At 47.7% G+C, this 25,697-nt stretch carries 19 protein-coding genes; 5 read left to right on the forward strand and 14 right to left on the reverse strand.

Translation table 11 applies throughout. From position 1 onward, the window contains the following. Positions 1-219 precede the first annotated feature (219 nt). From QP775_RS20645 to QP775_RS20655, 3 genes are all read right to left on the reverse strand, one after another. A complete protein-coding gene (locus QP775_RS20645) occupies positions 220-2,376 on the reverse strand; it encodes a DEAD/DEAH box helicase (RefSeq protein ID WP_285108783.1) in 2,157 nt (718 codons plus the stop codon). Further along, the gene (locus QP775_RS20650; protein WP_239331607.1) at positions 2,373-3,692 is read right to left on the reverse strand and encodes an ATP-binding protein; all 1,320 of its coding nucleotides are present in this window, start codon (positions 3,690-3,692) and stop codon (positions 2,373-2,375) included. The genes QP775_RS20645 and QP775_RS20650 overlap by 4 nt, the downstream gene beginning before the upstream one ends. A gap of 323 nt (positions 3,693-4,015) precedes the next feature. After that, positions 4,016-6,571 (reverse strand): TerB N-terminal domain-containing protein, encoded by a 2,556-nt coding sequence (locus QP775_RS20655; protein ID WP_285108784.1) that lies wholly within the window; start codon positions 6,569-6,571, stop codon positions 4,016-4,018. Between the two features lie 391 nt (positions 6,572-6,962). Here QP775_RS20655 and QP775_RS20660 point away from each other — a divergent pair, with 391 nt between their 5' ends. The 3 genes from QP775_RS20660 (at position 6,963) to QP775_RS20670 (ending at position 9,493) form a co-directional block, all read left to right on the forward strand. Then, on the forward strand, positions 6,963-7,667 hold the full coding sequence (locus tag QP775_RS20660; protein WP_285108785.1) for a hypothetical protein: 705 nt from the start codon (positions 6,963-6,965) through the stop codon (positions 7,665-7,667). 321 nt (positions 7,668-7,988) lie between these two features. Next, on the forward strand, positions 7,989-9,056 hold the full coding sequence (locus QP775_RS20665; RefSeq protein WP_285108786.1) for a M23 family metallopeptidase: 1,068 nt from the start codon (positions 7,989-7,991) through the stop codon (positions 9,054-9,056). Between the two features lie 14 nt (positions 9,057-9,070). Then, complete coding sequence (locus QP775_RS20670; protein WP_239331599.1) at positions 9,071-9,493, forward strand: bactofilin family protein; 423 nt, start codon at positions 9,071-9,073, stop codon at positions 9,491-9,493. Between the two features lie 55 nt (positions 9,494-9,548). Here the strand turns inward: QP775_RS20670 and QP775_RS20675 are convergent, their stop codons facing one another. Then, a complete protein-coding gene (locus QP775_RS20675; protein ID WP_285108787.1) occupies positions 9,549-10,439 on the reverse strand; it encodes a LysR family transcriptional regulator in 891 nt (296 codons plus the stop codon). Between the two features lie 97 nt (positions 10,440-10,536). Here QP775_RS20675 and QP775_RS20680 point away from each other — a divergent pair, with 97 nt between their 5' ends. Continuing rightward, complete coding sequence (locus QP775_RS20680) at positions 10,537-11,427, forward strand: DMT family transporter (RefSeq protein ID WP_285108788.1); 891 nt, start codon at positions 10,537-10,539, stop codon at positions 11,425-11,427. Between the two features lie 309 nt (positions 11,428-11,736). Here QP775_RS20680 and QP775_RS20685 read toward each other — a convergent pair whose 3' ends face one another. The 8 genes from QP775_RS20685 to QP775_RS20720 form a co-directional block, all read right to left on the reverse strand. Beyond that, on the reverse strand, positions 11,737-12,942 hold the full coding sequence (locus QP775_RS20685) for a polysaccharide deacetylase family protein (protein WP_285108789.1): 1,206 nt from the start codon (positions 12,940-12,942) through the stop codon (positions 11,737-11,739). A gap of 372 nt (positions 12,943-13,314) precedes the next feature. Then, positions 13,315-14,472, reverse strand: coding sequence for an acyltransferase (locus QP775_RS20690; RefSeq protein ID WP_483312035.1), 1,158 nt, complete (start codon positions 14,470-14,472; stop codon positions 13,315-13,317). Positions 14,473-14,562: 90 nt separating this feature from the next. After that, on the reverse strand, positions 14,563-15,813 hold the full coding sequence (locus QP775_RS20695; RefSeq protein WP_239331591.1) for a sensor histidine kinase: 1,251 nt from the start codon (positions 15,811-15,813) through the stop codon (positions 14,563-14,565). A gap of 12 nt (positions 15,814-15,825) precedes the next feature. Continuing rightward, positions 15,826-16,527 (reverse strand): response regulator transcription factor, encoded by a 702-nt coding sequence (locus tag QP775_RS20700; RefSeq protein WP_285108883.1) that lies wholly within the window; start codon positions 16,525-16,527, stop codon positions 15,826-15,828. A gap of 133 nt (positions 16,528-16,660) precedes the next feature. Then, a complete protein-coding gene (locus QP775_RS20705; protein ID WP_285108790.1) occupies positions 16,661-18,541 on the reverse strand; it encodes a stalk domain-containing protein in 1,881 nt (626 codons plus the stop codon). 213 nt (positions 18,542-18,754) lie between these two features. Then, on the reverse strand, positions 18,755-19,462 hold the full coding sequence (gene deoD / locus QP775_RS20710; RefSeq protein WP_285108791.1) for a purine-nucleoside phosphorylase: 708 nt from the start codon (positions 19,460-19,462) through the stop codon (positions 18,755-18,757). An 83-nt stretch (positions 19,463-19,545) separates the two neighbouring features. After that, positions 19,546-20,208 (reverse strand): nicotinamide riboside transporter PnuC, encoded by a 663-nt coding sequence (pnuC, locus tag QP775_RS20715; RefSeq protein ID WP_239331585.1) that lies wholly within the window; start codon positions 20,206-20,208, stop codon positions 19,546-19,548. A gap of 163 nt (positions 20,209-20,371) precedes the next feature. After that, on the reverse strand, positions 20,372-21,067 hold the full coding sequence (locus QP775_RS20720; RefSeq protein WP_239331583.1) for a Crp/Fnr family transcriptional regulator: 696 nt from the start codon (positions 21,065-21,067) through the stop codon (positions 20,372-20,374). 298 nt (positions 21,068-21,365) lie between these two features. Between QP775_RS20720 and QP775_RS20725 the strand changes: the two genes are divergently transcribed. After that, complete coding sequence (locus QP775_RS20725; RefSeq protein WP_239331581.1) at positions 21,366-23,420, forward strand: methyl-accepting chemotaxis protein; 2,055 nt, start codon at positions 21,366-21,368, stop codon at positions 23,418-23,420. A 214-nt stretch (positions 23,421-23,634) separates the two neighbouring features. Here QP775_RS20725 and QP775_RS20730 read toward each other — a convergent pair whose 3' ends face one another. Both QP775_RS20730 and QP775_RS20735 read right to left on the reverse strand, forming a co-directional pair. Then, positions 23,635-24,723: a Gfo/Idh/MocA family protein gene (locus tag QP775_RS20730; RefSeq protein WP_285108792.1), complete on the reverse strand. Its 1,089-nt coding sequence runs from the start codon at positions 24,721-24,723 to the stop codon at positions 23,635-23,637. Next, on the reverse strand, positions 24,716-25,678 hold the full coding sequence (locus tag QP775_RS20735) for an AraC family transcriptional regulator (protein WP_285108793.1): 963 nt from the start codon (positions 25,676-25,678) through the stop codon (positions 24,716-24,718). Before QP775_RS20735 ends, QP775_RS20730 begins: the two co-directional genes overlap by 8 nt. Positions 25,679-25,697 lie beyond the last annotated feature (19 nt).

A 25,697-nucleotide genomic window follows, 5' to 3' on the forward strand; every position in this document is an offset into this window, starting at 1 on the left:
TAGTATTCTTGAAAGACAGCATCACACAATGGTTCATTCATACAAAAACGTAGTTTTCATTTAGCCCGCCAAGTAACCAACACGAACCTCCCCATGAAATTACCTCCGATAGAGGTTCGCGCCAATTCACGATTATAAAGTTTATGCTAATTGATCGGTGAATATAAAAACTACTGAAACAAGCAGTATTTCTATTAACAGCCCATGCCTAAACCATACTCACCACTCCAACCCGTCCACCGCAAACGCCTTTCTCACCAGCTCCGGCTTCACGAACTCGTCGTACTTTCCTAAGTACGGCGCCTCCTCCGGGCCTAGCAGCGATACTGGATCATCTATATGTTGGAGCTCCCATTGGATCTGGTCCGACAGCGTGGCCGCGTCCGCATGGCCAGAGACAGTCATGTAATACGGCTCCATCGGCACGATAGAGCGCAAGCCAAGGCGGTCGGCGAGACGGAGCTTCAGTACACGCTCTAATGTACGGAATGATTTAGTGCCGGTCCACGGCAGAATAAAGCAGGAGTCGCCTCCCGCAGGGACGACGGTCTGCTTCAGCAGACCGCTTTCACGAGCGAGTCGTCGAGCACGTTCCAAACGGTTGACGGCACGCGGCGCCAGATATGGATATATATTGCTGTCCGCCAGCACCTCGCGCATCCTCCGCATGACAGTCGTGTGCACGTCTCCGCCGGCACCCAGCCAAAGCGTGTCCACCTTGCCTTCAGCGGCCTTCACATACACCGCCTTATGCTTTGTATCCACTTCAACGACCTTCCACAGCTTGCCTGCCAGTGAGAAGCAGTACCCCGGAGGCGGCACGGTCGTAATCGAGCCGATCTCCTCCGTTCCGTTATACACAGAATGTTCCTCATCGTCCTTAAATACCGCCAAAAATCGGAAGTTGTTAACGATTTTCTCCCCGGTCAGGCCGATCATAATCCCGCCCTCTTCGGTCCGCTGTAAATGATCAGTCTGCAGCAAATAATGCAGGAACGCTTTGTACTCCTCAGGCTCAATATGCTGAAAGGGTGGCAGCGTTAGCACGGCGCGCGCCAGCTCAATAGGCGAAGCCTCGCCCATTCCCTTAAGCACACTCATCGTCTGATGATACAGCACCCCGATCGGCTTCTGCCGCAATGAGATGGGCTCCACCCATTTATCGCGCACATACAGTTCAATCACCGCGATCGCTCGCAGCAGCGTCCACGGCATCCTAGCTGGCAGCGGCGCTTCCTCGTCCTCCTCTTCGGGGACAACAAAGAGCATTTCTGACGCCGCATCGCCGCGCCGCCCCGATCGGCCAAGCCGCTGCACGAAGCTGGAGCAGCTATACGGCGCGCCCAACTGCACGACCCGCTCCAGCTCGCCAAGATCGATGCCGAGCTCCAGCGTCACCGTTGCTGCCGCAACCGCGGGGCCCGCCCCTGTTCGCAGCGTCGCTTCCGTCTCCTCGCGCAGCATCGCCGAGATGCTGCCATGGTGCACATGGAACACGTCGCGCTCCTGCCGCCGAGCAGCCACCCGCCGCAGCTCCAGCGTCGTCAATTCCGCATCCGAGCGGCTGTTGGTGAAGACGAGAGCCTTCTTCAAGCGCGTGTGATCGTAAATATAATCGTAATAAGCCTTACGCGCATTTGCCAAGTGCTCCGCCTGTTCCTCATCACGCGCATCGGGGAACGAGAAATGATCCACGCTCAATCGCAGTTTCCGCCCTCCTTGTGGCGCCACGATCTCGACTGAATGCGGCGTTCCGGCTCCGAGCCATCCGCTCGCCGTCTCGTAATCGCCCAGCGTTGCCGATAGTCCTACTCGACGTGGACTACAGTTCGCCATCCGCTCGATCCGCGTTAATTGGCTTAACACTTGAATCCCTCGATCCGCCCCCATAAAAGCATGCACCTCATCAATCACGATATAGCGCAGGTCATGGAACAGAGCAGGGATTGCATTGGGATTGTTCATCAACAGCCCTTCCAACGACTCTGGCGTAATTTGAAGCACCCCAGCCGGATTGTTCATCAGCTTGGTCTTCTCCGCCTGCGCCACGTCTCCATGCCAATGCCACACTGGGATATGCCCTTCACGCATCAAATCGTTTAGCCTTTCAAATTGGTCGTTGATCAATGCTTTCAGTGGTCCAATATACAAAATGCCAACTGACTTCGACGGCCGTTCGTGTAGTTCCGTCAGCGCTGGAAAAAACGCCGCTTCCGTCTTTCCAGAAGCGGTACCCGACGCAATCAACAAGTGATTGGACGTATCAAACAACACACGGCATGCCTCCACTTGGGCCTCACGCAGCGTATCCCAACGACGTTTATAAATAAACTCCTGAACAAAGGGCGCCAACCGATAGAAGGGATGTCCACTCATAACTCAAACTCCGCCAAGAAATCATTGGCCTCATCCGGATCAGATACCGCAGGTTTCACCAGGCGTTCCCCTAGCAACGACTCGAACGATATATCTGGATGCTGATGCAGCGTATGCATCATATCCACAAAATCACGGATAATTTCCCTTGTCGTCAAAAGCTCATCCGCGCCCAACATCCCGACTGCTTGCTCCATAAACAGGATCAATTGACTATCCGTCAAGGACACTTCATAGCCAAAGTGCAGCCCATGCACATGCCGTAATCTTCGCAGAAGAATCAATATTTCTTCATAAGACAGCATGTCCAGCTTAATAATAGGCCCTGTATAATTCCGTAAACCCGCCCCCGCATAACGCCCAGCCACCAGCCTTGAACGCAGCGCCTCATAACTGAACAACCCGCGCCGCTCGTCCTCAACGAACTGCGGGGTGCCGCCCATGAAAATGCCAAGATGCTCCGCCTTGCCCTGCATCGTGTCGTTAAACATCGTCAGCAGCTTCTCATAGTTGCTGTTGCGGGAAATACTGTTCGTTATTTTATATAAATTAACCCCTTCGTCTATAAACAGCAGCAATCCTTTATACCCGATCCTTGCGACAAATTCGGCCCACAGCTTCATATAATCGTACCAATTATCATCGTCGATAATAACACCGACGCCAAGCTCTTTGCGCGCATCCGTCTTTGTCGGATATTCGCCGCGCAGCCAGCGTAAGGCCGCCTGTTTAAGCTCGTCATTCATTTGCTTATATCCAGACCAATAAGCAGCCAGCACCTTTGCGAAGTCAAAGCCATGCACCATATTTTGCATTTCGTTGGTCACAGCAACGATTCGTTGTTCCACTTCCACGGTCAGTGCAGCGTCATTCGGACTCAAGCCAAGCTCCGTCATCACACTCTGCTGCAGCACTGCAATCCATTTCTGTAAAATGGTCTCCAATGCGCCCCCATCCGGTCTTGTTCGCGTTGACAAGTTCATCATCAGCTCACGGTAGGTCGCGAGTCCCTGCCCTTTGGTTCCTACAAGCCGGCGCTCGGGCGACAAATCGCCATCTGCTACCACAAAGCCGCGATCCATCGCGTAATTACGAATCGTTTGCAGCAGGAAGCTCTTCCCGCTGCCATAACGCCCCGTAATCAGCTTAAATGCCGCACCGCCTTCTGCAATGTTGTCCAAGTCTCCCAATATCGCTTCAATCTCGGGCTTGCGTCCAACCGCAATATGCTCCAACCCGATTCGCGGCACCACGCCTGCCGTCAACGAATTGATTAATGCAGTAGTTATGCGTTTTGGAATTTTAATTTCATTCATTACCTATCACCCCAACTATGTCTGAGCCTAGATCGATCCTCATCATTACAGCTGCAAATACGCTGCCCAAAAAGGTACTCGACACCACAGCCTAAATATCATCTAAAAAGTTCAATCTTTGGATAACCGTGCGTCCCATGGCTTACCCTAGAATTGCGGATCTTCCTTTTAAGGCCAAATGCCGTTGCTATTTCTCGTTTCTCGTCGCCAATAGATGATTGCTCGTTCCACTTCATGATCTTGCTCTTGTCTAACGTCAACTTTTTATTTTCTAACTAAAATAAGATAAGACTCATTCAGGTCGTAGTGGTTACGTTCGCACGTCAACACCTATTCATTTCTTTAGACAAGTGTTCGCTCCTCAGCCATGCCCCGACTTTGGAAAGGTGCTCTTCAATAATCACGTTATTTTCTACGAGCAAATCGCCGATCATCTCCATCGCTTTCTCATTGAGGTCATCGATCAGTAATGCAGGCATCGTGCCGTATTGCTGCGAAATAGCGAATAACCCCTGCTCCCCTTCCCCTCGAAAAAGAATCATTAAAGCCTCTAATTCTACAGATTTCAGCGACTTCAACAAGCTCTCCCATTCCAGACCAACTTGCTCGTCCACCTCTAAAGCCTCACCATTCCCCTTGTTGTTGGATGCATTATTTAGACGTATCAACTCAGCTATATATTCATCATCGATCACAACTTCGCCATTCTCATAGATGAGAAGCAGATCGCCCAGTTCCTCTAGTGCTAATTCATTCATATCATCTATCGCCAGTTCAAGCATCATACCTGGCATTAGAACAGCTAGCTCATGGATCTCCATCGAGGCGTCACTGCGCACAAGATAATCCAGCAGCATCCGATGATCCGAAGACAGCTTGTTCCAAACCTTCATCATCCCGCTCGCCGAATGATGTTGGTGAGCCACCTTCTCCACTTCTGAGTGCTGATTTTCAATCTGTGGCGAGACCTTAACTGTGCCTACATTTTTCAGCAAGTCTAATTCCTCGGCCTCAGTCTCTGTATCAATCGTTAACCGCTCGCGGACGATGTCCGAATCCGTCTGAAGCTGGGCAAGCTTATCCGTATCAATGCTAACTGGCGGCATCTTTCGCGCTGGCGCATTAGCCCGTGCGTACTCCCGCTCGAGATAACGTGTAACGAGCGCCTCCACCTCTGCGGCCTCCTTAATACCGCGCAGCTTGCCGCGAAAGCCAACCAATCTGCGGAGCGTATTCTCTGTCACCCGTACGAGCTGCGTGATCATACCCCGCAGCGGTACATGGGTGCTTAGCCGCACCAATCCAATCGTCACGGTACGCCCATATAACGTCGTATCGTATACCGCGCTGCGGAACAAGTGACGCTCATGTCGTACTGTACCGCTGGAACCAGGGTGATAGCGTTCAATAAGACGCAATCCCTCGGTACGTTCCAAATAAGCATCCACAAGAGCCAGCACCTTAGGTACATACGTCTCCAGCAGTGCCTGTCCTCCATTTGCATAGAACTTGCTTTTCGCGACGTTATAGTCAGACAACTTGCCAACAGCTTTCAGCCCTACATGCAATGGCTTGGCCGATAAACACTCGAGCAGTTCCAACTCCATTAGTTCACCCGACAAGCCATGCGGCAGTCGTTCAATTAGCACCTGCAGCGGAACATCAAGTCGATGGACGAGCACAAAGTCCGCGATCCAATCCGGCAGGTAAAAGTCCAGACGCGGAAAAGACGTTCGGTATGCGTCCCATACTTGCAACAACATGCTGCACCCCTGGTTTGGCTCTTCCCATCCCACTCCATTAATCAATTCATACATATAAATAAAGAGATAGGATAAATCTGTATCCAGATACCGTCCTTGACGTACCTCAGCACGCCAATAGAAATACCATTTGGTCTGTGCGGCATTCATATTGCTGTACGCAGGCCAGTAAGCAGCAAAGGGCACATAACGTGCTTCCGGCCCAATAAATGGCTCCATTTCACGTGCGCGGTCAGCAAATTGCCGCTCTCTGCTGCGCATCAGCTGAGACCCTTCTACCTCCACAGAGTAATTGTCCTCAAGTGGACGAGCATCGACATTATCTACAGCACTATCAAAATGGATAAATGATTCTTCTATCGAGTTCCTTCCGTGCTCTGACTGGTCAGGGTTACGTACATTACCAACCTCCCGCTGTACAGGTGGCAGCGAGTCATTTTCTTCCTTCTTGCTGCTATTAGCCCCAGCCATCACCCGTTCAAAGACCAGCACTTTAGATCTTATATTCTCCCCTGCCAACGCTAGTTGGGTTAAATAATCAGCCGTCTCGTCAAATGCTTGTACATAACGATCCGCTTCTGCATCCACCGGTCCCGAGTCCATCTCCTCACATCCACCTGCTAGTGGCTCCTCAACACTTACCTGCTCGTGATGCAGCGAAGCATCCAGCCGCCTGCGGGCCCATCCCCATATATCCGTCTCCTCAAGCTCTATATCAAATGGAGCAAACTCAAGCTCATGCTTCGTAAATTCCCCACGTTCATTTACCTGCCCCGTACGGCTTGTCGAATACGGCCCACTTTGCGATAAGCACATATCCACATCTGCAGCTACACACATATCTGCTTCCTCAAGCCCCATCTGCCAGTCAACGGCCTCCTCTCGCCATGCCGCCGCGTTCCAATCCTCCTGCTCCAAATCCTCATACCAGTCATCCGCTCCAAAAGGATCTGCGGCAGTCTGATCTTGTTCCCGTTCCAGATCTTCCACAGGGACTGAATCAGACAAAGCGTGATCCTTGGACATCTGCTCACGCTTATTCGGAATCAACATGTTCTGCTCTTCACCTTGAATTTCCATTTCAGCAAAACGGATCGGTTCATGCCGCTGTCTCATCGATAGTCTGACCTCCCCATCTATATGTAATCAGTTCGTTATTCTCGTCCAAACACTTGTACGTATATTATAACATTTTACGCACAGCTTGTAAGATGCTGTCATTCTTTTCGCAAAGGAAAGTGAAGTACCAATCCCCGTCCAACGCTTATAATTACACGGCTCCCAGCTTACTATGAAGAACCCGTCAAAATAAAAGCTGTCTTCCGACTCGACTTACGCACAACAATTGTCTCCCACTATCGTCTAAGATTAGAGATGGAATTTTTTGAAAGTTAGGCAACAGCCGCTGTGCTGTCCTACCGCCGTAACAGCAGTATAAAGCGAGCCTGTAGGGATTTATCGTTGAGTTATGATTTGTAAAGGCTCGATATGAGGAGGAGTCTCATTAGTGAAGAAGCGCTATCGATTAATTACAATTATTGTTGTTTGTTCAGTTAGTCTAATATTAACGGCCTTTTTTTTACTTGTGCGGCAAGTAGATGCCTCAATAGAACAGATTATAGACCAAAAATTAGACCAGATCATGGCCATAGGCCATGACAACAACGGGAGCGCTTCTGCACTCCCTACTACCTTACATTCCAACCCATATGACTACACTCGAAACAGCGTACCCTTTTCACATATACTTAAACTCGGCCATGCAGCGCTTCCTATTTTGCAAGACAAATTGTCTGCCAACAAAGAAAACGGACTGAAGCAGTACATTATTGCTATTGCGATCGAGGATATCGCTCAGGTTAAATTAAAGTCAACATCATCAGCCTCCTGGGACACTGGAAAAGAATTTCTGACTGAATGGCGGCAGCATCTGCAACATATCCCGCAGCGTGTCGCTGTTATAGTAAACTCGAAAGCAAATAAAGAGAAAAAAGCAGTACAGCTCATTCAGTTAGGCTTACCTGCCATTCCATTTATACTCGATCAACTGGAGCTAGGTCATACTGAAGTCTTATCTGCGATCCAACAGCTGATATCCTCAAACAGGCTGGAAACTGACCACTCAACATTTTCGATGGAGTGGCTTGCTGCTAACCAATCCGACTATGAAGAACTAAGGCAGCTCGTCCTGCGCGCAGCACTTGAACAATAACAGAAAGAACTCAGCTAAATAGTTATAAATTAAGGCGACTGTTCATATCAGTCGTCTTTTCTTTCTGCTGATTGGATAGAACTGTTCTGCTTCTTCTAGGTCTAAATTATGCTGCATAAAGAGGAGTGAAGTCCCTCTCCTTGTTGACGATTACCGAATAAGTAGGCCCTTGGAATCAATCATATGAACATACCGACATTTTTAATAGAAAAAACATAATGTTCGTGATATGTTAATAGCAGTGTGCTTTTACGACAACGATCCCTAATTTTGTATACATTTCGTCATATAACGACATGTTTAATGAAAGGTTGACCCTTCATGAAGAAACAAATAATGAAGAAAGAATGGATTTCTTCCAAGCTCACCATCGTCATCATGCGCGACGCGCATCAATCCGTGAAGCAGATCCAACTGCCCAAGCTGATGCTTGCTGTCCTGCCTATCGCCCTCTCAGCGCTGCTGCTGGGCATGGCCGCTTATCTCTATTACCAATCCTTCACCGTCACTTCACTGACGGCTGAATCATCACAATATACGAACCATATGCAGAAAAAAGAGAAAGAGATCGATCAGTTAAAAGATCAGGTACTGCAGCTTACAGCTCTTGCTAGCGATGTTGAAGGGCGTATGCAGCAGATCACAAAGATGGAGACTCAGCTTCAGCAGTTCGTAAGCACGTACAGCAACCCGAAGGAACTGACAAAGACGAAGTCATCCAGCAAAAAGACAGCTGCTCTCATTCAACCTGTCTCATTATCAGCTCGCTCCCTTAATGCCATTAATCCGATGGGCGGCGAGTATCGTGAAGCGTCGAGCGAGGAAATGATCGCGCTGGCCAAATCAACGGGAGATAAGCTGAGAAAGATGCCAAACACCTTTACTTCTCTGCTGTCCAACGTAAATGGAACACTGCAGGAAGTAAAAGAGACGGAGCATATTTTACATGGAACACCAACCCTCTGGCCGACCGAATCAACTCGTATTACATCCTTGTTCGGGTATCGGGAAGATCCATTTAATTCCAAAGCAGCACTTCATTCGGGGCTTGATATTGGCGGCAGTCATGGAGACACAGTCTATGCCGCTGCAGAAGGCAGAGTAGCAGATACAGGACTAAGCGAATCTCGGGGCAATTATATTATTATTAGACACCCTGAATCTGGTCTAACTACCCGATACTATCATCTCTCCAGCGTGAAAGTGGAAAGCGGTGCCAAAGTAGCCAAGGGAGATCCGATTGGCGGGATGGGAAGCACCGGCCGCAGTACGGGAACACATCTGCATTTTGAAGTAGTCGAAAATGATAGTCCTGTTGATCCACTGCCATACTTGCAGCAATTTGCCGAAGTAACGATACCTACTTCGCTTCAAAATAATCATGAATAAAGGGGAGTTCGAGGATGTTTAAGAGCAATAAAGCCTCTGTGCAGCCAACCGACACGCTGATCGGTTATGGCACTCAGGCAGAAGGCAAGCTTATATGCGAGACAAGCCTGCGCATTGAGGGCAACTTTCGGGGAGAGATCGAATGCTCCCGCGATGTCGTCATTGGCGAGAGCGGAGTCGCCCATTCTTCCATCCAAGCAGCAGACATTGTAATCGCCGGTCAAGTACACGGCGACATGCGGGTTAGCGGCAAGCTGACGATTACGCCAACTGGCCGACTGTATGGTAATATTACGAGCGGCAACCTTATTATTCATGAAGGAGCAACATTTGTGGGCGCAAGTATTATGTCCAAGAACGAGGACAGTCCTGTCATCTCACTGCAAGTGGACAACACCAAGCGCCAAGCAGCCGCTGCAGCCGAACAACAGGACTAATCTTGCACAGCGTGGTCGGGCTGGCTGCTGCTCCTCCTAGCGTCAGTTAGTTGACTTATATATTGCCGCCACCCTGATCACCTCCGAACAACTTAAGCGCCGTCTCGATAAACAGATTAACAGCGATAGAAGTATCTGAACGCGAAGGAACTGCCAATCGAATGTCCCTGAACGCCTCCGGTTCTAATTCGCGGACAAGTACATTAGGCGGCAGCGCCCATAATGACAACTGTGACAGTATAGCGGTGCCCAGACCTTCCTGAACCATGTTTAATGCTGTATTCACGTTTCGAACGACGAACCTCGCCTGAAGCTTCGTATCTGCTCTGCGATATAAATCGACGATCGGGGACTCGTAACCGGACCGGCACATAATCATGGAGTCGTGGCTCAAATCCTTTACTGCAATAACAGAACAATCTTGCAAGGGGTGACCCTCTCTTATTACGGCATACATCTTCTCCCTAAACAACGGAATCGTATCCAGATCACCGTCCGGCGGAATGATAAGCCCTACATCCACTACTCGTTTGTCCAACCAGTCTTTTATTTCGTCTATCGTGCCTTCATGAAGCTCAAATTCCAGCTGCGGGTATTTTTCCGTAATTACACTCATGATCTTCGGCAGGAAATAAGAGGATGCGACGGGAAAAGCCCCCACCCGTACTGTCCCTACATCCAAACCTTTTTCCCGTGCAATTTCTTGATCTACTTTTTCAAACGACTGTAATATATCTCGAAACAAAACTAATATTCGCTTCCCCACATCCGTTAACAGGATGCCGTTCCGCCGATCTCGAATGAGCAATTTAACGCCCATTTCGGTCTCCAGGCTTGACATGGCGCGGCTTACAGCTGGCTGAGTCAGGTTAAGTTCCTGTCCCGCCTTCGTAAAGCTCCCTGTATCCGCTATTTTAACGAATAGCTGCAGTTGTTGATTTGTCATAACAGAATCGTTATGCCTCCCATGATAAACATTCATTTTATTAATGCCAGGATGCATTGTATCATGAGAACAGACAACAAACAAGGAGTGATCCCACATGCCTCAACTCTCACGTGTGAAGGTAGCCGGTTACCTCACATTTTTAATTTTGATCTGGGGCATTAACTGGCCGCTGTCCAAATTTGCACTGGCTTATGCTCCCCCTATTTTATTTGCAGGTTTGCGAACCTTTGTTGCAGGCATCATCCTGCTTGCCTTTGCGCTAACCAGGTACAAACAGCTCCGTTTCAAGGAAACGTGGCCCATATACGTGTTGGCTTCTGTATTAAACATCGTGCTGTATTATGGCTTTCAAACCGTTGGCCTGCAGTACATGCCTGCTGGTCTGTTCTCTGCAATCGTCTTTTTTCAGCCCGTCCTGCTAGGCATATTCTCTTGGTTATGGTTTGGTGAAATGATGTACGGGCTCAAAATGGTTGGCTTGCTGCTCGGATTTGCCGGTGTGTCTGTCATGAGTATCGGGGGATTCTCCGGAAATATATCAGGTTGGGGCATTATACTGGCAATTGCCAGTGCGCTTTCATGGGCCATGGGCTCCCTGTATATGAAAAAACAGGCCGCACAGGTGGATTCCGTCTGGATGACGACGATGCAGATGTTGATTGGCGGCATCGTCATGCTCGCATCAGGTTCCTTCATGGAAAGCTGGACTGATATTGTATGGAGTAGTTCTTTTATCGGAGTTACACTATTTATATCGGTGTTTGTCATCGCGCTCGGCTGGCTCGTCTACTTTACCCTGATTGGTACAGGTGAAGCCAGTAAAGTAGGTTCCTTTACGTTCCTTATACCCGTCGTGTCTATTTTGATTAGCGTCATGTTCTTCCATGAAAAGGTTACCGCTAGCTTGCTGACGGGGCTTGTGCTGATTGCGTTCAGCATTCTGTTTGTAAACGTAAAACCGAAGCGTTACCGATTACAAGCTTAGTCGGTTGGAGAATTGAACAGTTTAGTTCAATTCATTACTTGAACTGGTATTGGCGGCTGCGAATAAATATCCTTATTCTTATTTTCCATGGAATCGTCATGTTGAATGTGATATGTACACTCACCTCTCCACCTGCACCCATGACCCGGCACGGTGTAAGGCGGATTATCTACCTTAGAGCATCACCAAATGTGGAAAAACCCGCCTTTACGGAGGGTTTTTCATCTTATGTGTGCTCCTCCTCATGGGGATTCACAGCTAATAACACGATAACGGCTTGCGTCCGCTTCCCTGCCCCATTCCCCTGCATTAAGCCCGTTCCTTATGTTGAGGCAAGGTCTCCGCCTTCAGATGCACCCGCTTCTGTTTATGATCCCACTCCACTTTAATGTCATGAATGGCGCAAAATTCACGCAGAGGCAGCATCACATCGCTTCCCTCCCGTTGATAAAGCTTCTTGCTGAACGAAATGGCCCTGCCATCAATCGTAACCGTAATCGGAAGCCCTACGTTTTTGACAAGAGTTGTTCCACCTATCAGGTTGATCAATGCCTCTGGAGTCTGCTTGCTGTTCCCCGCGTCAAAACGAAAGGCATTTTTGTCGTCCTTTGTTGTCATTCCTTTCTTTACCGTAAAAGAAAGCTGAGTACCCAGCTTGTGCAGCACCTTTATCACGTCATTATTATAGGCACCATAAGGAAAGGCAATTACGCTGCGTTTATTGCCGAGCTCTTGCTTCAATCGCTGCTCCGCTGTGGACAGATCCGCAGTTATTCGGGCGATATACTCCTGATCACTTTCTATCCGCTTCTTATCCTTTAAATACAAGTGGCGTGTCAGCATCGGCTTCTCTTTACCCGCGGCATTAATTGCCCCATACTTATGAGAATCATATGTATGGCTGTAGAAGCTCATCCCTGCTTGCTTCATCTCACGCATCTGATCCCATGTCAGCTTCTTACGGCCTGTTTGATTATCAATAGCAGATACGATGACAAAGTTAGTGGCCGTGTAGTTGTATTTTCGCAAGATTGGATACGCCTTTGTGTAGAAGCTTTCATATCCATCATCAAAAGTAAGCAGCACCGCATTGTTTGGCACCTTTTTGCCTAAAATCATAAAGTCTAAATATTCATCCATACTGATGACCTTGAAACCATGTGTCTCCAGCAGCTTCATGTGGCGCTCGAATTGTGATACCGGCAATATGTGAGACACTTCCGGTTTGTCTGCGAGATCGTGATACATCAGCACCGCAACTTGGTTCGAGTAATAGACTTTGGAAGCTGGTGCAGCAGCGGCAGTTGCAGCTCCAACGGGCTGCTTGCTCACGTCTACCTGCATCCCAAACACCGACTTAATAAATGCCGGCGACACCATAAGTTGTCCGTCGATTAGCTTAATTCCAGACTCCACCTGCACATTCTGTCCGTTTAAGGTTGCTGTTATCGACTTCGCCTCCGTACTTGATGCGCACCCTGTAAACAAAGATAGGACAAGCATACCAGTTAACAAGATCTTTGTTCGAAGGTGAATACGATTCCTTTTGGGACAATTAGTCCTACTATTTATGTGTATAAAGTTGTTTGTTTTCATTGAGGCTTCCTCCCCTGCTTTCTGTATATACCAAGTCTAGAAGGAAGAACTTAATGAATGCGTACGCCAATCCTTAACGAATCCTTATCATTTTCCTAATCTGCCGCACGCCTCTTAAGAAATCGTTAATAACCACAGAGAACATACCGCCCAATAAATAAAGCCCGCATTGCTGCGAGCTTTTACCTACAACCTGATTTATTATGTTTGTGTCCATCTATCAGTATCATAATGCTTAACTCATCTTACGTACCATTTGCATCTATTGCCGTCGATACTGCTCACCACAGCCTAACTGCTGCTTGCGACACGTACCGCTCGTCGGCTCCTTGGTACGGCAGGTACCTGTCCGAACACCACCCAAGCATGCGGCAGCACGCGGACCACAAGCGAGACCGTTGCCCATGAACAGATTAACGCAAACAGGAATCCGCCTGCGTACCAGAAATGAAGCAATCTGCTGGAAGCATGCTCTGGAGGGAACGAGCGATAAAGCAGCAGAAAGAAAGGATGGATCAAGTAAATCCCAAAAGAAAGTTCACCTAAGCGATGCATGGATTGAACCAGCCACGGCTTGGCATGCCTGCACAGCAGATGCGCCAGTTGGAATGCCATTAATGCAGCCGCATAGGTATGTACGTTCCATGCCAGTTCATACGCTAATGTATTATATGCGGCACCATAGAGTCGAGTATTGTACCACATCAGCATATGACATGCCCCTGCCCCGATACCGGTAAGCCACAGCATGCCCCATACCGCTATCTTCGTGGCAGTCGCATGTTCCCGGCTTATAACGATCCATGCCTTTAACTTCGGATAGTAGATGCCGAGACACGCGCCCAACATAAAGTATGACATGTACGATAAGGACCAGCTCCCTTTATTCGGCACTTGAAGGGCGTACTTATTCAAGAGGATAAAGCCCCATTGCAAAGCAAGACCGATAGGTACAGCCCATTTCGCCACAACCGGTTTACGCTTAAACAGACCTAAAAAAATCGGAAAAAGCACATAGAACTGGATGCTTATAAAGATAAAGTAAAGATGCGTATAAGCTTTGCCAGTTGCAAGACTGACGATAAACTTGCCCAATGTCTCTTCCAATGAGCGGTCACGGTAATGAAGAAAGTGCACCAGCACAAAGTAAAACACGGAAAATAATGCATACGGCACAATAATATATTTTAATCGTCGTGCATAAAAGCTCTTGATCAGTTCCTTGTCCAACGTACGCTGACTGTAGCTATAGAACAGCACAAAACTGCTGAGGAAGAGAAACGTAGGTGTACCTATTTTCATAAACACATTAAAAAAGTTATACAGCAAATAAAAGCTTGAATCTTTCATGGCAAGCGTGGCAAAAGAAGTAGAGTGTACGGACAGCACTCCGATAATCGCCATTGCCCTGACGAGCTGCACTTCGGGCAGCTTCTCTCTAGATGACATAATCGTTACCCTCCTTAATTAAATCTCCTAGAACGGAGTATAAAGGAGGGTTCTTAATGATTTCGTGTCGCAGATCTTATCGATTACTTATCAATTTATTAATAAAGGTTTAGAACTTTCGGATACAAGCGGCAGTCTGGTCTCAAATGTAGTTTGGCGGCGGTCGCTCATTACCGAAATGCGTCCACCATGCACTTCAATGATGCTCTTCGTGATTGCAAGTCCAAGCCCCGTGCCGCCAGTGGCCTTAGAACGGGACTGCTCGACACGATAGAACCTGTCGAATATGAACGGCAGATCCCGTTCCGAGATCGGATCGCCATAATTCGTTATGCTTACAACAGCTCCCTCCCGCGAGACACCAATCTCGATATCCACATACTGGCCTTTGCGGCCGTATTGTATCGCGTTAGACACCAGATTCTCATACGCACGAACAAGCCGATCACCATCGGCCAACACTTTAAGTGTCTCATGCTCCGTATGGATACGACAGGTCATCCCCGCATTCTCTAAGCTCGGTACAAATTCTTCTGCCAACTGACGGATGAAACTGACGATGTGCAGCTCCTTCAGTTCAAGCGGCAAGCCGTTATTGATCCTCGTATATTCAAACAGGTCATCGATAAGCTTCTTAAGGCTGTTTGCCTTCTCATAGGCTATGTTCACGTAATAACGCAGCTCTATCTCATCTTGATAACGATCTTTATCGATCAACTCCAAGAATCCGAGAATGGATGTAAGCGGTGTACGGAGGTCATGTGATACCCCTGTAATCAGGTCATTCTTTGTCTTTTCAGCATTTCGCTCCTCTTGAATGGACTGACTCAATTGCGCGCTCATCTCGTTGATGCTCTCCGCAACCCGCCCCAATTCATGCTCCGGCTTTACCGGGATCGTATGCTGGAACTGGCCCTTTGCAATTTCCCCTAACCCATATGTAATCTCTTGCAAATAAGAATTTAACTCAGACGCTACCTGATTGATCTCAAATGCAATTCCACCCAGCTCGTCTGAACCCTTGATCGGCAAAGTCGTATCATATTGTCCCTTGGCAATATGTTGCGCCGCCGTGCGGATCTCCTCCAAGTAGCCAATTACACTGCGGCTGAACTGATAATAACTGAAAATAAAAATGATGATCCCCAACACAATTGCCGTAGGCTTCGAGCCAATGTTGTTAATCGTTAAAATTAACGGGATATTATAAGGTTTGATCGGTAGTAAGTAAGTGGCGAGCAAATTACCGAGCAGGATAAACAATCCAGTAACAGCAGCACTCGCGATCAAGACTAATAGGAACCTCCAACGTACTGTATGCAGCAGCTTGTTAGTTGACATGCTCTCGCCCTCCTACGATGATTCCATTTTATAGCCAATTCCCCATACGGTCTTAATGTACTGTGGATTTTGACTGTCCTTTTCGATTTTCTCACGAATTTTGCGAATATGAACCATCACCGTATTTTTCGACTCCATAAAGGGCTCGTTCCATACTTCCTGATAGATCTTCTCCATACTCAACACGATCCCACGATTCATGGCCAGCATCTTCAAAATAGCGAATTCACGCGGCGTCAACTTCACAGGCACGTCATCCACGGTAACGGAGTGAGTAGCTACGTTAATGATCAGATCATCAATCTGAATTTCGTTATCGTCTCGATTCCGCGCTGCCTGATTAAACTGCTTGTATCTGCGCAAATGAGACTTCACTCTCGCGACCAAGACGAGTGGATTAAACGGTTTAGTTACATAATCATCCGCCCCGATGCTTAACCCCGTAATCTTGTCAATATCCTGACTCTTTGCTGACAGCATAATAATCGGGGTATTGTTCTCCTCCCTAATCTTCATACAGGCTTGAATACCGTCCATTTTAGGCATCATGACATCCAATATAATCAAGTCAACACGGTTGTTTTGCAGCAGGGCCAGCGCCTCTTCCCCGTTAGATGCTTGCAGCAAGTTATAACCCTCATTTTTCAAATAGATTTGAATCAGCTCTATAATCTCTTTTTCATCATCGACCAATAAAATGGTTTCCCTAGCCATCTGTTTATCCCCTTTTTCGGCATGTTCATTCATTTTTAAACTAATCAGTCCATTCAGATGCTGCTAACACACCATCAAGACGCCCCTTGGAAAGAAGCGTCTTGATCACATCTCTATTCGACTGTTCTTCAGGTTACTCCTTCATTTCCGGCATAGGCAGGAACAGCATGTGAAGTGGCAGGTTGCTGCCGGAAGCTAGCACAAAACTAAACTTCACCTTCTCTGACTGGTTGCCAGTACGGTATAGTACACCAGCCTCGTCAGGATTCAGCAGAATGCTGTCATCGGTCATGTTAACGACCTGCCCATTCACAAGGAATGCTCCTGCATAGTGGCCGCCACGGGCATTTAACGCTACGACAGTACGAGGGGCCACCTCCACCTCCATGTTATACAGCACGCCTGTGTTGCCAATATTAATCTCATCCAGCCCTGTAACACGATCCACGCCATCTACAAAAATATCGCTGGCGTTATCACCGATCACCAGCCGTTCCGCCTTCTCGCCGTGCAGTCCTTGAACTTCAAGCGTGCGGTTCCCTTCACTGAATGTCCCGCGGACGTGCTTGCCGTCACGGTCCATCAAGCTTAGCTGCGGCAACGCTTTTATAGGCTCCTTGGCAGGGTCTAAAATGACAACCGAGAATTCCAGCTCGGCATCGGTGCTAATTTCCGAATAGGAGGTCATCGTCAGGCCGGGCTTAATTGGTGCCTTGCTGATGTCCGGCAGGACCACAACCGTTTTTCCTGCGGGTACCTTCATCGCGTTAACCTGCTCGCCTTTCGCGTGAGACCCTAAGTAACGAGATACCGCTACCTTGCCGCTAGTCGAGACATACTGTGTTGGACCACCCATGCCAAAGGCGTCCAAAGTCAAGTTGGCATCTGTCTGATTACGGTTTGTCGCCAACAAATACACCGTTAAGTCCTGCTGTGAACGATTCTGGTTATGGATATTAATCCGGAACTTCCCTGACAGGACATCTCGATATGCAATACCCTCATCCCCCAACAGGTGCTCTGGACTATTGCTGCGAACAAATGTCATGGGACTGGTCACAACATGATAAGGAACTGGCGTATAGTTCAACACATCACCGCCGGCGACGGAAATTTTACCGCCTTGCGGAGAATAGAGCATCGCGTAATCGGCCTGTGTATACAGTTGGTTATCAGTAATGCGTACCGACTTGGTTACAGTATGCTTCAGCCCATGCTGATTCTGTACTTCCAGTGTAATTTCATGTATGCCTGGTTCAAAATAAGCGGGCTGCTTCCCTTTCCACGTTCGCTTCACAATCTTACTCTCTTCATCGTAGCTTGTATCCTCGTATCGAATATGCTCCCCCATGCGATACTCTTCCTTGTCCGTTTGGAATTCCGCTACAGGCTCCTTAAACTTGACCACTTCACTCTTGGCCCATTCAAGAGTATAACTTTTGCCTGATACCTTAAGCGAGCTGTTAGTCAATTGGGCCCAGCTCTTCAGCGGAACCATCATGCTGCCCTTGTAGGTATAGATGGTCCCTGCAGCCGTAACAGGTTTCCCGTTTACAACTATGCTTTTGGAGTCCGGCTTGAATCGAATGTTCTGGCTGCCGCTGCTTGCAGCCGATTGTTTAGTTGCCGCGTCATAAGTAACAGTATACTCATAGCGGGTTGCCAAGCTCTTCAACGGGGCATAAGCGACTCCATTGCGAATTGTGATGACTTGTGCAGCCTGTACCTTCTCTCCATTATGTACCATTTGACTGCTTTTGTCAGTCATCGTAAGTACATGATGGCTGCCCTCTCTCTTCACCGCGCTGCTATCATTAACACTCTGGCTGCTCTTCACGAGCTGATCCTCCCTGGCTGTTGAGAGGCTTGGATCACCGTTTACGCTTGATATAGAAGGTATACTTGCAGCATCTCCTTCTTCCGCGTACGCCGCAGTACCGAAAGTCGCCAGCTGCAGTGCAACCAATGAGCAGGCCAATACCCCTTTGAATCCATTAGACACATAATTATTCATATGATTACGTCCACTCCTTCTCGTCTAAGTCCATTACTATGGACGGTGAATATAGGATATGACGTCTCTTAATGGAAAAGGTTTCTGGACTTAAGAGAATGATAAGATGTTAAGAAATTAGTAAGATTTATGAACAAAGAAAAGCAATTCTTCCGTCCGCCGACGAAAGAATTGCCTAGAATCATGGCTTTATTTATTGATGAACGCTTGCAGTTATAACGTAAAAGCGGTCTCCAAACCAAGACGAATCATATCATGAAGCGCGGTCTCACGTTCTTGAGACGTGACGGTCTGATTGGTCAGCATGTGATCAGTCACCGTCAGAATCGACAACGCACGAGCATTATACTTGGCAGCAACCATATACAGCGCAGCCGTCTCGTTATCGCTTGCCAGCACCTGATAGGCCGCCAGTTTCTCATACATATGTGCATTGCCGTCATAGAAATGATCCTCCGTCATGACAAGCCCAGCTCGTACCGGCAGGCTCATCTTACTTCCGGTGTCATATGCCGCTCTTAACAAGTCAAAATGTGCTGTAGGCGCATAGTTAAAATTCTCAAACTCATGCTTAAACATCGCAGAGCTAGTGCATGCCCCTGTGCCCAGCACCAGATCCATATGCTTGATATCCGGATGATAAGATCCGCTTGATCCGATACGAATCAGGTTGCGGACACCGTAGTCATGTGCCAATTCTGTCGCGTAAATGGACATCGACGGCATGCCCATCCCTGTACCCTGAACCGATATACGCTTGCCTTTATACGTACCTGTATACCCTAGAATGCCACGAATACGATTGTAGCATACCGCATCCTCCAAATAGTTCTCAACAATATACTTCGCACGCATCGGGTCCCCTGGCAATAATATCGTCTCGGCAATATCGCCAATGCTTGCTTCAATATGAAAGCTCATCCTATATTCCTCCTCATTAACCCCATTCTGTCACTCTGAGCTGATGCCTCATCCCTCATAGAGCAGCGAGTCGCTGATCGACCTTAAAAACCGGTTCCCGTTGCCCCTTTGCGGTTACGATTGACTTCGTAATTTTGTCTCCATTCCAGCAGCCCATCGATGCACAAGAACAGATTAATAACAGCAAGTAGAATCATGACGTACAGACCAGTTGAGAAATACACCACAATAGAAATGGCATTCATCAGAATCCACAAGTGCCAGTTTTCCAGAATCTTCTTACTAAGCAAGTACTGTGCAACAAGACCAATAACAGCGATTAATGCATCCAGATACGGATTACTTGCATCCGTAAATTTCACTTGAATGTACGACCAGAGTCCCCATGAGAGCAAGATAATGGTTGTCCAAATGACATAACCTTGTGCAGACAAACGAATTGTTGGTGCAACGTCTTCTTCACCTTTGTTCTTTACCCAATAATACCAACCGTATAGGTTAAAGATAAGCTGCAAGGCCGCCAGAATAACCATCGCATATAAGCCATTGTCAAAGTAAATGTACATAAAGCTTACGACCGCAATGGCACCAAACAGGAAATTAATAACTTTTTGTCTTGCCAGTAACCATACATTCACCACGCCTACCACAGAAGCAAAAATCTCGATATACGAGGAATTTAAATAGATGCCCGCCCCAATACTGATAGCGCATGCAATTATTACGAACAAAGGATGTTTTACCATGTGCTTTACCTCCTCCATGAGTTTAACCTGCTGCCTGCTTACAATTCCTTGCCCTTGACACGCTTACTATTAAATGACAAGGCTTTCATATTACGCCAAACGATTTTAACTATCTCACTATGAACTACTAGCGTGTATGGAAATCATCATTTCTTCGTTTGATTTAAGATCGGCTGATCTGTTCCTCTAACCGCAATTGATCCATATTTCGAATGATGATCTCATGCTTGTGTAAGTTAATGATATGATGTTCCTTTAATTTCGATAAAATACGGTTGATACTTCGAGGAGTCACCGCAAACTGTCTGCTAAGCTGCTGCTTATCGATCTGAATGATGATCGTCCCGTCCGTGTTCTTCTGACCTTGCGGAACGCAGCTGAGCAGATAACTGCACACCCGTTGATGCAGCGGATACAGATTATTGTCTCCCTCCTTCTTTAAAATGTCATATTGCAGTTTTAAGATGCTGCGAATAAAGTACTCATTAAAATTACGGTCCAACTGCAGCCACTTCAGAAAATGATCTCGCTTCAGTCCCATCAATGCAACATCAGTAACCGCTTCCACATTACTGATAAAAGGAAGCCGATCAACAATTTCTAATTCCCCAAGCATATTTCCGGCAGTATAAGTAGATTGAACGTATTTCTTGCCATTTTCCCCAACCACGCTGATATCAGCTATCCCATCTACAAGGATATAGAAGCTGTCCTGTACGTCCCCCTGTGAAAATAATACAGTGCCCGCGGCATGCGTAGTAAGCTTCCATTCTCGCAATATTTCATAAGGGCACTGCTTCAACATCGCATAAATATGGTCGCTTTGCTCCATGTATTTAATCATTTGCTGCATCCCCATTTTGGACTCACCTCAAGTATATAGTTCTGGCATCATAGCCGTACAGGACCCTCGTCCGCTGCACATCTAAAAGTAAGAATGAATTATTGAGATTTCGGTCTTTATTCGGGACAATTGTCCTTTGGACCCGGACAGCTGTAGTCCTGGACTGGTAACCGCCTATCCCTTTATTATCGTCAACATCAATATGATTAAGGTTTATAAAAAATGTGTCGAAATAAAACAAATAATGTCGTATGATGAATTATATTTCATCATATATTGATGATATTTTACCATTCGTCAGGGGGAATACACCATGCTGCACAGCATAAGAACCAAATTAATCGCAGCTTTTCTTCTTACCATTTTGATCCCCATCTCTACGATCGGCACTATCGTGTATGTCACGACGCAATCCCAACTGTCGGACAACTTTGTCGAATCGACGAATCGCGAGCTAAATCAGGTTGATAGCCGCATCGCCCTTTATTTTAAAACCCTAAAAGAAAATGTACTTCTTTTGGCTAATGATCCCGTCATGAGCCAAGCCAAGGGCAGCGTTACCTCTTACGTTAACAATGCAAACAAAACCAAAAGCCATTCGTTAACGGCTGGCCATATAGAAGCCGCTATCGCAACAGACTTCCAACGATACATACAAGCACATCCGAAGACCTCTTCCGCCTTTTTGGGTACACAGGATGGCGGTTTCGTAGTTTTACCGGACAAGGAAATGGTGGCTAATTATGACCCGCGTCTTCGTCCATGGTACAAACAAGCACTTGAGCATCCTAAAGAGGTCCTGACGACTGATCCTTACGTGTTGTCGGGAACCGATACTTTTGCAATCAGCACAGTGGCTGTCGTGAAGGATAAACAAGGAGCCCCGCTTGGAGTGGCCGGTGTTGACACCAGCCTTGAAGAATTAACTAATGAATTAAGCGATATTAAGATCGGAACGACAGGTTACGTCATGCTTTTATTTAAAGACGGTACCATTCTAGCGGACCCTAAACATAAAGGCAACATCTCCAAAAATGTCGCAGACCTGGAGGCCAAGGAGTTTGCAGACGTCAAAAATATGGATGCCGGGAAGTTTAACGTGCAGTTGGATAAGACCGAATATGTTGCCAATCTGTTCACTTCCAAGACAACAGGCTGGAAATATATCGCCGTTGTAGAGCAGGAGGAACTGGATGAAGGTGCTGACAAGATCGGCTTTATCATTTTCCTAACTAGTACCATATTCGCTGTGTTAGCGGTAGCAGTTAGTGTTATGCTGTCGCTTCGGATTACGAAGCCGCTTAACGTCGTTGTCAGCAGCTTAAAACGTATTAGCGAAGGCGACTTTACAGAGGAAGTGTCGGAACGATTGTTAAAACAGAAAGATGAAATCGGTGTGTTGGGTCGTTCTCTGCATATGATGCAATCTTCCATTCATACCGTCATTTTAGAAATTAAGAGTGCAGCAACGAAGTTAAGCGCTTCGTCCGAGCAATTAAATGCCCATGTCGACGACACGTCTAAGACGGTTAATTCCATCTCTTCTCGCTCAGAAGATGCTTCAACAGGAGCTGAGAACCAGCTTCGTGCTACAGAAGAAAGCTCACGAGCAATGGAAGAAATGGCGATTGGTATCCAACGGATTGCCGAGACAACTTCGATGATCGCGGAATCATCCATTGATACCACATCGCAAGCAGAGCAGGGCAACCAGCTCGTCCAGCAGGCGGTAACACAGATGACAGACATTGAAAGCTCTGTGCACCAGTCCGCTTCCATCGTGAATCAATTGGGTGAGCGCTCACAGGAAGTTCAACAATTTGCTGTAATTATTAAAAATATTGCCGCGCAAACTAATTTGCTAGCGTTGAATGCAAGCATTGAAGCAGCAAGAGCAGGCGAACATGGCAAAGGCTTTGCTGTTGTGGCAGGCGAAGTGCGCAAGCTGGCGGAGCAGTCTGCTGATTCAGCCAACGAAATAGCACGTGTCATTGAGCATGTGCGCATGGAGACTGAACAGGCGATCGAAGCGATGGCTGCTGTTAGCTACAACGTGCATTCAGGAGCCGACAAGGTGAAGGAATCTGGTGAAGCATTTGTGCAGATCCTGCGCCAGATCGGCAGCATTACCAATGAGATTCAAGAAGCTTCCGCTGTCTCGGAAGAGATGTCTGCCGGTTCAGAGGAAGTGGCTGCTTCAGTTGAGGATATCGCTAAAATTGCGAAATTATCGACTGGACATGCAAAACAGATTGCTGCCGCAGCACGCGAGCAGAAAACTGGCATGGGCTCGTTAACTGAAGCGGCCGAAGAGCTCCATCAGATGTCGCAAGAGCTGAGCCAATTAATTGAAAGATACAAAGTATAATCAGACTATTTGTGTTATAGCTAAAGAAGGTGGAGCTGTCATATTAGGCGCTCCACCTTCTTTTATTTAAGCTGTTCTAGACCCAAAGAAGAAATCTCCATGTCCTTCTGCATTCCTTCATTTTCGATATGATTGAGCCGTCCCTGTTAAGATTGGTTGCCCCGTTAAGATTGATTGCAACGATAACTGCCCTTTCACTCTTTGGAGATATCGATCACAATATGGCGGGCACTGTAATTTCAACTTCCCGCTTTAATGCAGCTGAACGGAGGAAACCATCAATAATCGCTTGATTGTACAAGATTTCCTGTCCCGGAATTGGCGCTTGCCTGCCTTCACGCACCGCCTCAACGAAATCGCGTACCTTCTCCAGGAACAAGTCCTTATTGTGCGTAATAATCGGAATCGGACTTTCCGTATGGTGACCTTGAATGTCATGATACATCGTGATCGAGCCTACGCTCCCGTCAAATACGCCGCCCCATGGTCCCGTACCTGCTGGCGTCACCTTTAGTCCCGCATCCGTGCCAAGAAACATCGTGGCTCCCAGTGAATCCATATGCATCGCCCACGATATTTTAAAGTGTAAAGTCAGATCGTTCTCGAATCGAATTAGTGCCGAGCCGAAGTCTTCTACTTCAAATGCATCTGCCTGCGGATGATACTTCGGATTTGTACCAAAGTGATTAGACGAGTATGCCGACACGGTGATCGGCTTCGGATTGCCGAGCGCGCTCAACGCCATATCAAGCGAATAGCAGCCAATATCCGCAATTGCCCCCGCTCCAGCAAGCGACTTTCTTACAAATGTGCCGCCCGGCATGCCTCTGCGGCGGCCGCCGCCAGTCTCAACGTAATATACTTTACCAAGCTGGCAGGACTGAACCAACTGACGGATCGTAGCCATGTTCGGATCATACCGTGGCTGAAATCCTATGTTCAGCATTCGTCCCGTCTGCTTGGCAGTCTGCACCATCTCTGCGGCTTCATCCAGCGTCACGGACATTGGCTTTTCCAGCATGACGTGTGCCCCCGCTTGCAAGCTGTCTATTGTCGTCGCATAATGTGAAGCATTAGGCGTGCAGATGCTTACGCCATCCAGATCCAGCTCCAGCAATTGACGGTGGTCGTCATAGGCTTGAGCTTGCTCTAGCCCCCATTGTTGGATAAACTGCTGTGCCCGTCCTGGAGCTATATCTGCAACCGCCACAATCTCGACGCCCTCAAGTGATTGGTAGCTGCGTGCATGAGCGCCTGCTATACCACCACTTCCGATAATACCGATCCGTAACGTTTTACTCATGTGTTGTGTCCTCCCCATTATGCAGCCGCTCCCGCTTGCGGTATTCAGAAGGTGTCATGCCAAAGCGTTTGCGGAATACCGCATGTAAGTAATTCCCATTCGAAAATCCTTCGCTGACAGCGATCTTCTCGACTGAATGCGCTGTGTCCTTGAGCTGTCGGCACACAGCTTCCAACCGAACATCCTCCACAATGCTCGAAAATGAACCATTGCCATGATAAGTTTTCAGAATACGCTGAAGCTGACGTGAACTAATGTTTAGCTTGTCTGCCAAGTCTTCCAACGTTACAACACCCGCATAATTGGCGCGAATATACTGCAGTGCCAACCGATAACGAATGGCTTGCAAGTCACGCGAGGGCAGCGATACCGGTTCGTCCCCCATCTCATAAGCGCGGACGGCTCGCAGCACAATTTGCAGGACGCTCTGCTTGATCGTCGTATAGGAGCCGACTGTGTTGGCGATGCAAGCTTGATACGCCTCCAGGAAGCATGACATCGCTCCGTAAGTGTCCATAGTTGGCACAAGCGGCAGCTTGTGCAGCCTCTCCATACATAATCTGGAGTCCGCAGCTTCCCAGCGATCAACAGCTAGACTATCTTCGGGCTTCATTCCTGTTGTCCTGTCCACAATATCGATGTGCAGACACAGCTCATCCATCGCTTCTTCAAGATGCGCCTCCTGATAGTGCATGACACCAGGCCCCGTCAGGTAGAACATCCCTGCACTCAAATCGAACTCCCGTCCGCCCATCGCGACCTTGCCCCGTCCACGCGGGATAAAATGAAATTCAAACTCTGAATGCTGATGGAAGCCAACCGTCTTGCCTGGACCAAATGTCGTCAAATGAAAACGCAGTACTCTTATCTCGTAATGTCCCCAACGAATGTGCAGGTCAAGCCGTTCCAGCGCCTCTCTCCGTTCACGCATGACATCAAATGGAAATGGATGCAAGCGGTTAGCCTCCTTTCAT

The organism is Paenibacillus sp. UMB4589-SE434 (assembly GCF_030226685.1).
GTDB lineage: Bacteria > Bacillota > Bacilli > Paenibacillales > Paenibacillaceae > Paenibacillus_B.